Source organism: Anoxybacillus sp. ST70 (genome assembly GCF_019553625.1).
GTDB classification, from domain to species: Bacteria; Bacillota; Bacilli; order Bacillales; family Anoxybacillaceae; genus Anoxybacillus; species Anoxybacillus gonensis.
Genome location: NZ_JAHZOF010000016.1, coordinates 23,560 through 31,196, shown reverse-complemented (window position 1 = coordinate 31,196; position 7,637 = coordinate 23,560). Strand labels below are relative to the sequence as shown.

Genomic DNA, 7,637 nt, shown 5'->3' with positions numbered 1-7,637 from the left:
TCCTTTTTTGGTGTAGTTGTTTTTGGTGACTCAATTTTACCATAAAAAGGGCGATTCTTCTATTTTTGGGCAAAAAAGAAAGGGCTAGACCCAAAGCGCATTAGCGTTTTGGGTCAGCCCCTTTTTTTCTTCACGAATTTCTTGCCAACGGTCGTAAGCCATATTGACAATTCCTTTTTCAATCGTCTCTTTTTTTCTAGCAATGACGCGCGAAAAATAAATGATCGCTTGTTTTTCTTTTCCTAGCCTACGATACAATTCTCCGATTAAATACAATAAGCGCACTTCGGACATATGTGTGTGAACAAAATCATCTGCTTCATAAGAAGCGATATATTGCTCGAGCGCTAATCGCATAAATCGCCGTTCTTCTTCGCTTTTTTGGTTTGAACGATATAACCATGCAAGACGCATATAAAGTCCAGCGAGCGTAATATGTTTTTCTTTTTTCAATGTGGCGGAATAAATGCCGAGCTTGTATGTATCAATGGCCTCAGCAAATGTACGAGCCTTGCTGTAATTTTTTCCGCGCCAATTGGCGCAAATGTTTTGTTGAATGGTCTCAAGCGTTTGTGGTGGGAAATATGTTGAAAATTCTTCTGTTGCTGCAAATCCGCAATGTGGACAAACGTGTACATAATACAAAAGTGGATTCGCTTCTTCGCTCGCATAATATGAGCAAAAGTCAGTGTCGTGCCGGATAGGACGAATGAAACGCGAACGGACTTTTTTCGTTGTATATGTTTGTTTACAAACAAGACATGTGACGGTACGATCATATAAAATATCCATTATGTTCCCTGCCTTGTAGGATTGATAGTCATATTATACTATATGTTTCTCGAATTGCCTGTGACTTTTTATATATTTGTAAAAAAGTTGTCACGTTCATGGCAACGATGTATAGTGTTATTAAACATGTATGCGGAGGGACAGTATGAGAAGTTTTTCGTTCACGAAAATGCATGGATTAGGAAATAGTTATATTTATGTCAATATGTTTACAGAGCGTTTAGCAGAAGAGGAATTATCTTATATTGCAAAGCGAGTGGCAAATGTACATACAGGGATCGGATCAGATGGACTCATTTTAATTTGCCCATCTGATGTGGCACCAGTGAAAATGCGAATTTTTAATAGCGATGGATCGGAAGGGAAAAATTGTGGCAACGGGTTGCGATGCGTAGCGAAATATGTATATGAACATGGCATCGTTCAAGAGGAACAGTTTCTCATTGAAACATTATCAGGTCTTGTTCAAGCTCGCGTTTTTGTAGAAGATGGAAAAGTCAATAGTGTGGAAATCAATATGGGAAAACCTCGTTTATCTCGTGGAGAAATACCGATGGTCGGAGAAGAAAACGATGTAGTTATTAACGAACGAATTGATTTTGCAGGGCATACGTATTATATGACAGGTGTATCGATGGGGAATCCTCATGCGGTATTTTATGTTGATCGTATTGAGGAGGCGCCAGTAACGACGCTTGGACCGACCGTTGAAAAAGATGAGCGTTTTCCAGAGGGAATAAATGTCGAGTTTGTAGAAGTGGTGAATGAACGTGAGCTTCATTTTCGAGTATGGGAGCGAGGATCAGGAGTAACCGAGGCGTGTGGCACTGGAGCATGTGCAGCGGTTGTGGCGTCGGTGCTAAATGGAAAAACGAAGCGAAATGAGGAAACGGTTGTTCATTTAGCTGGTGGAGATTTGTATATTACGTGGAAAGAAAATGGCGATGTGTTGATGCGCGGTGCTGCAGAAACGATTTGTACAGGTGTATACTATTATTAAAAAGGAGTGAAGTTCAATGGAACAAATTGTGATACTCACAGAAAAAGCGACGGAGCAAGTGAAACAGATGATGAAAGAAAGCGGAGAAGAGAACGTTTATTTTCGTGTCGGTGTTTATGGCGGAGGATGTAGCGGATTATCTTATGCGATGGGGTTTGAGCATCAGAAGCGTGAAGAGGATTATGAGTTTGAACAAGACGGTTTGCGTATATTAGTCGATAAAGAAAGTGCACTTGTATTAAAGGGAACGACGATTGATTACGAACAAGGAGCGATGGGTGGCGGATTTACGATTCACAATCCGAATGCCATTGCTTCGTGCGGCTGCGGTTCATCGTTCCGTACAGCGACACATACTGGTACGCCAGAAGAATGCTGAGGTGATTGTATAGTGAAAGGACAAAGAAACATTATCTTTGGACTGATATTTGCCTTGCTCGTCGCTTTATTTTCCATCTCCAATGTTCAAAATGTAGAGGTAAATTATATCGTTGGTTATTTTGAAACACCATTAGTTATTGTGATTTTAAGTTCTGTTATGTTGGGAGCATTGATTGTTTTTTTTGTCGGTGGTTTGAAACTTGTTAAGATGCGGAACTATACAAAGAAGCTGGAAAAGGAAATTGAACGATTGGAAACTGCTTTGACGAAAAAAGAAGTGGCTCTAGAAATCGAACAAGCGTGTTCAGAAGAAGAAAAAGAGGCTTCCCTATAAACTACTGGGAGCCCCTTTTTCTTCTCCTTATTCAAACATCGATGTAGAATGAAGCGGTTGTACTTTTGCGCTTGGATCAATGTATGATTTTGCATTGTTGACCGCTGTTGGCGCTTCACCGAATCCGCAAGCGATTAACTTGACTTTTCCTTCGTATGTGCAAATGTCGCCGGCTGCATACACACCTGGAATGTTTGTTTCCATTTTGGAGTTTACTTTAATGCAGTTTTTCTCAATTTCTAATCCCCACTCTTTAATTGGGCCGAGCGAAGAAATGAAGCCATAGTTGACAATTACAGCATCAACATCAACGATTTCGCGCGCTTTCGTTTTCACTTCTTCTAAAACGACTTGTTTGATACCGTTTTCATCTCCGATTAATTCGACAGGAACGAACGGTGTTTTGACGTCGACAGACGAGTTCATTAAGTTTTCAACGCTATGTTCATGAGCACGGAATTTATCGCGTCGGTGCACGATCGTTACTTTTTTCGCAATTGGCTCAAGCATAAGTGCCCAGTCAACTGCAGAGTCGCCACCGCCGCATACAAGTACATTTTGACCGGCGAATTGATTTAAATCGGCAACGAAGTAATGTAAGTTCTTTCCTTCATACTGTGCGGCGCTTTCGAGTTCTAATCGACGAGGTTGGAACGCGCCATTTCCGGCAGTAATAATGACCGCTTTAGAATAATGAATTTCTTTATTTGTTGTTAGTTTAAATGTGCCATCTTCCAATTTTTCTAACTTTTCGACAGACTGTTCTAAACAAACGGTTGGGTTAAATTTACTCATTTGCTCTTTTAAATTGTCAATCAGTTGTTGGGCGCGAATTTTTGGAAATCCCGCTACATCATATATGTATTTTTCAGGGTAAAGTGCAGAAAGTTGTCCACCAAGCTGCGGTAAACTCTCGATAATTTTCACCGTTGCTTGTCGCATTCCTCCATAAAACGCCGTAAACAAGCCAACAGGTCCTCCACCGATTACAGTAATATCGTACAGTTTTTGATCTTCTTTCACGTTCATTCCTCCTAAAACGTAAATTCTCACGTATTATCATACCATAAAAAATGGTTGAACGCTTTTGTTGTTTTGAAAATTTCGACATGAACTCGACAAAAATTATGGCCAAAAATTGAACAAATAACTCTTGAAAAAGAGAGAAAAAAAGAATAAGATGTTAACGTAGAAATGACAACTTTGTTACAAAACGTTGTATTTTTTTGGTCTACTTCGTGAATAAATTCACAAACTTTTTAAACGATAAAAATCGTTCAACAAGCGCAAGCTAAAAAAAATAAGAAAAGGTGGAAGTGATTCGCTTGAAGAAGCCAAATGTTGTTGTATTAGGTGCAGGTTATGGTGGATTAATGACAGTGACGCGTTTACAAAAGATGATTGGCGTCAATGAGGCAAGCATTACGCTTGTCAACAAACATGATTACCATTATGAATCAACATGGTTGCATGAGGCAGCTGCAGGAACGTTGCATCACGAGCGCGTTCGCTATGCAATTGCAGATGTCATCGATCAAAGTAAAGTAAAATTTATTCAAGATACGGTTGAAAAAATCAACCTCGAACAAAAACAAGTATTGCTTCAAAAACATGAGCCGTTAACGTATGATTATTTAGTTGTTGCTCTTGGATTTGAATCTGAAACGTTTGGCATTAAAGGCTTAAAAGAATATGCCTTTTCGATTGCGAACGTCAACGCTGCACGTCAAATTCGCGAGCATATTGAATACCAATTTGCGACATATAGCACAGAAGAAGAAAAACGTGATGAGCGTTTGACGATTGTCGTTGGCGGTGCAGGATTTACAGGTATCGAATTTTTAGGTGAGCTTGTAAACCGTGTCCCAGAACTTTGCCGTGAATATGACGTTGATCCAAATAAAGTGCGCATCATCTGCGTAGAAGCAGCACCGACAGTTCTGCCTGGTTTTGACCCAGAACTTGTTGAATATGCGGTAAATGTTCTTGAGAAAAAAGGTGTTGAATTTAAAATTGGTACAGCGATTAAAGAATGTACACCAGAAGGCATTATCGTTAGCAAAGACGATCAAGTAGAAGAAATTAAAGCAGGAACAGTTGTATGGGCGGCTGGAGTACGCGGAAGTCACGTCATTGACGAATCAGGATTTGAAGCGATGCGCGGTCGTGTGAAAGTCGATCCATTCTTACGTGCCCCAGGACATGAAGATGTGTTTGTTGTTGGAGACTGTGCGTTAATTATTAACGAAGAAACAAACCGTCCATATCCGCCAACAGCGCAAATTGCAATGCAACAAGGGGAAGTTTGCGCGAAAAACTTAGCTGTGTTAATTCGTGGTCAAGGGGAATTACAACCGTTTAAACCAGATCTAAAAGGAACAGTATGTTCGCTTGGACACGATGATGCGATCGGCGTCGTATTTGGCAAGAAAATTTGGGGGGCAAAAGCGAGCGTCATGAAAAAAGTAATTGACAACCGTGCCCTTTACTTAATTGGTGGCCCAACACTTGTTGTAAAAAAAGGAAAATTTAAGCTATTGTAAAAACGAGCGAAGCGACTTTTCGCTCGTTTTTTCTTTACAAATGATATATTTTTATGTATAATTATCTGAAAATTAAGAAAAAGGAGAGAGGGCTATGAATAAAACAACGTGCCAATATTGCGCTGGAAACGGTTATGTTCATGTTGCAGTTGGAGGGTCAGAAACTTGTCACTATTGTGAAGGAACGGGAGTAGAAAAAGATGAAGTGGCAATGAAGCAATAATTGACTCATGTTTTCGCTTTCAGTACACTTAAAATGGTGTATTGGAGGTGAAAACGTATGGAGATGAGCATTCCTGTTTTATTTATTTCTATCTTATTGTTTTTTGTTTTATTTTTTGGTATTGGTTTTTTATTAAATATGATTTTACGAACGACGTGGACGATGGCGATATTAAGCCCGTTCGTTTTATTATTGTGGATTGATCAAATTTCTATAATGGACTATGTCACAAACCCATCTGCATCTTTTGCTCATGTGAAAGAGCGAATAGGATCGTTAGCGAGTGCGGATTTAATCATTTTAAGTAGCGGGATTGTAGGTGCAATTGTTTCAGGTATTGTCATTCAAACATTGCGTAAAAAAGGATATCGTATGTTTTAAACCTTCACAATCGTGGAGGTTTTTTTATTTCTCTTGCGGTGGATGTATATTTTTTTTGAATGTTGGAAAGAAATACAACCGTGGGAGGAGTGAATAAATGGGTATAAAATGGTTAAGACGAACGACCATGGTTGTATTGTTTATGTGTGCGTTCATGACGACATTTCAATCGATATCAGGCGTTGAAGCGAAGATGCTATCTGATTGGTTTTCACCTTCACGTTTTTCTTTTTTCTCATTCAAGTCGTTGTTTTCAACGGATACGTATGAGTATGTAGCAGATCGTTTTCGAAAAAATGAGAAGCAAGTGACACAACTATCATCCCAACAAACAACAAACGAATCGTTGACGTTAGAAGAAGCATTCGATTGGTCGCAATATCCGTCCGTTACTGTTGTAGCAACAGGATATACCGCTGGAGTGGAATCAACAGGAAAAACGCCTGATCATCCGAGTTATGGGATCACATATTCAGGTGTGCGTGTGAAACGTGATTTGTATTCCACGATTGCAGCAGATTTAAACATTTTCCCAATTGGAACGATTTTATTTATTCCGGGATACGGATATGGTGTTGTCGCAGATACAGGATCAGCGATTAAAGGCCATAAAATTGATTTATATTACGAAACAGTAGATGATGTGTATAAACATTGGGGAAAGAAAAAAGTGAACGTATATGTCGTCAAACGCGGAGATGGAACATTATCTGAGCAAGAGATGATTGCACTGAACGAAAATGAATCGATGCAAGTGTTTCGGCAACAATATATAAAGAAAGAGGAAAAGGAAGTTGGTCTATAACCGAACTTCCTTTTCTTGTTATGCAACGTATTTGTTATATGCTTGATGTTCGTTTAGGGCTTTATAAATGCGTGGTGCCATGACACCGGCAACGACCGATAAGATGATATCTTTTGGAAGCGGAACGAGCATCCAGCTCCATGCCATCGTATAAGAAAAACCTTCTGGCGCGTCAGCCCATAATTTGAACGCGACATACATCCAATTTGTGCCGACAACGTAGTTAATGATCATGCCGATAATGGTTGCTGTGATAAAGCGTGCTACGGAACGATTTGCACTTTTTTCAATAAGTAAACCAGTGACGTATGCTGCAAGAATAAAAGAAAGAATAAAGCCAAACGTTGGGGCAACGATCGTTGAAAACCCTCCGCTAAAACGGGCGAAAACAGGTGCACCGAATAATCCGATGAGCATATATACAGTCATTGCTATTGCTCCTCGTTTTGCTCCAAGAATGGCGCCAGCTAATACGCAAAAAAATGTTTGTAACGTGATTGGAACTCCACCAATAACGAGAAAAGGAGCCCACGATGTAATGTTTGCTCCGATCGCCATTAACGCTGCAAACATGGCGATAAACGTTAAGTCTCTCGCTCGCATTTGTTAACCTCCTTTTTTTATTTGTTAACGAAATGGTATATGATAAAACAAAAAATGTCAATACATAAGTGCAACGTACTTGTGCAACATAACAATACGGAGGGGATGACAATGAGGGAAGAGGAACAATTGCTTCGCGCAAATCGATTAGGTGCAAAAGAAGATATGATTCATGTAAGTGAAACGGATGATGGACATGATTTGCGCGATGCAGCCTATATAGGTGAAAAGCAGATGGCGGCACCGAATTATCGCCAGTAAAGCAAGAAGGTGAGTTGGCAACAAGGCGACTCGCCTTTTTTTGGTGAAAGTGTAATGTGAATCGTATTTGGATTAAAAGAGATTTTCATTTCCGATTCGATGCCGATGGATTGAAGTTGCTTTTGTACTTCTTCTTGTTTTGATTGTTGGGCTTTTTCCATTAACTGTTTTGCAAAAGTAGGATCGTTTGCGATTTTTGTCGAAATGGTCGTGGCATCTTTCAATAGCTTTTGTATCGCTTTTGCTGATTGTGTAAATTGTGTAATATCAACGTTTGGATACATTGTTCTCCCTCCTTGGAAGCAGTATATGAC

Annotated in this window: 12 protein-coding genes; 8 read left to right on the top strand and 4 right to left on the bottom strand. The window is 39.7% G+C overall.

Features of this window, described 5'->3' with window-relative positions:
• Positions 1-84 precede the first annotated feature (84 nt).
• Positions 85-792: a DUF2225 domain-containing protein gene (locus tag K1I43_RS14695; RefSeq protein WP_220382690.1), complete on the bottom strand. Its 708-nt coding sequence runs from the start codon at positions 790-792 to the stop codon at positions 85-87.
• A 145-nt stretch (positions 793-937) separates the two neighbouring features.
• Between K1I43_RS14695 and dapF the strand changes: the two genes are divergently transcribed.
• Genes dapF through K1I43_RS14680 form a run of 3 tightly spaced genes read left to right on the top strand, consistent with a single transcriptional unit; the run spans position 938 to position 2,507 of the window.
• A complete protein-coding gene (dapF, locus tag K1I43_RS14690) occupies positions 938-1,792 on the top strand; it encodes a diaminopimelate epimerase (protein WP_009362231.1) in 855 nt (284 codons plus the stop codon).
• A gap of 16 nt (positions 1,793-1,808) precedes the next feature.
• Positions 1,809-2,171 carry a HesB/IscA family protein gene (locus tag K1I43_RS14685; RefSeq protein WP_019417399.1) on the top strand — a complete coding sequence of 121 codons (363 nt, stop codon included), beginning with the start codon at positions 1,809-1,811 and terminating at the stop codon, positions 2,169-2,171.
• 12 nt (positions 2,172-2,183) lie between these two features.
• Complete coding sequence (locus K1I43_RS14680) at positions 2,184-2,507, top strand: LapA family protein (RefSeq protein ID WP_019417398.1); 324 nt, start codon at positions 2,184-2,186, stop codon at positions 2,505-2,507.
• 27 nt (positions 2,508-2,534) lie between these two features.
• On the opposite strand, the gene K1I43_RS14675 is transcribed toward K1I43_RS14680, so the two are convergent.
• Positions 2,535-3,530 (bottom strand): NAD(P)/FAD-dependent oxidoreductase, encoded by a 996-nt coding sequence (locus K1I43_RS14675; RefSeq protein ID WP_026011616.1) that lies wholly within the window; start codon positions 3,528-3,530, stop codon positions 2,535-2,537.
• A 293-nt stretch (positions 3,531-3,823) separates the two neighbouring features.
• Here K1I43_RS14675 and K1I43_RS14670 point away from each other — a divergent pair, with 293 nt between their 5' ends.
• The 4 genes from K1I43_RS14670 to K1I43_RS14655 all read left to right on the top strand — a co-directional run bounded on the left by K1I43_RS14670 (position 3,824) and on the right by K1I43_RS14655 (position 6,459).
• A complete protein-coding gene (locus K1I43_RS14670; protein WP_220382689.1) occupies positions 3,824-5,050 on the top strand; it encodes an NAD(P)/FAD-dependent oxidoreductase in 1,227 nt (408 codons plus the stop codon).
• A 94-nt stretch (positions 5,051-5,144) separates the two neighbouring features.
• Positions 5,145-5,273, top strand: coding sequence for a YuiA family protein (locus tag K1I43_RS14665; RefSeq protein ID WP_009362226.1), 129 nt, complete (start codon positions 5,145-5,147; stop codon positions 5,271-5,273).
• Positions 5,274-5,330: 57 nt separating this feature from the next.
• Positions 5,331-5,654, top strand: coding sequence for a YuiB family protein (locus K1I43_RS14660; protein ID WP_009362225.1), 324 nt, complete (start codon positions 5,331-5,333; stop codon positions 5,652-5,654).
• 97 nt (positions 5,655-5,751) lie between these two features.
• Positions 5,752-6,459: a 3D domain-containing protein gene (locus tag K1I43_RS14655; protein WP_019417395.1), complete on the top strand. Its 708-nt coding sequence runs from the start codon at positions 5,752-5,754 to the stop codon at positions 6,457-6,459.
• Between the two features lie 18 nt (positions 6,460-6,477).
• Here the strand turns inward: K1I43_RS14655 and K1I43_RS14650 are convergent, their stop codons facing one another.
• Entirely contained in the window at positions 6,478-7,062 is a 585-nt protein-coding gene (locus K1I43_RS14650; protein ID WP_009362223.1) for a biotin transporter BioY, read from the bottom strand.
• 111 nt (positions 7,063-7,173) lie between these two features.
• Here K1I43_RS14650 and K1I43_RS14645 point away from each other — a divergent pair, with 111 nt between their 5' ends.
• Positions 7,174-7,323 carry a hypothetical protein gene (locus tag K1I43_RS14645; RefSeq protein WP_019417394.1) on the top strand — a complete coding sequence of 50 codons (150 nt, stop codon included), beginning with the start codon at positions 7,174-7,176 and terminating at the stop codon, positions 7,321-7,323.
• On the opposite strand, the gene K1I43_RS14640 is transcribed toward K1I43_RS14645, so the two are convergent.
• Positions 7,311-7,607 carry a YuzC family spore coat inner layer protein gene (locus tag K1I43_RS14640; protein WP_009362221.1) on the bottom strand — a complete coding sequence of 99 codons (297 nt, stop codon included), beginning with the start codon at positions 7,605-7,607 and terminating at the stop codon, positions 7,311-7,313. The genes K1I43_RS14645 and K1I43_RS14640 overlap by 13 nt on opposite strands.
• Between the last annotated feature and the right edge of the window lie 30 nt (positions 7,608-7,637).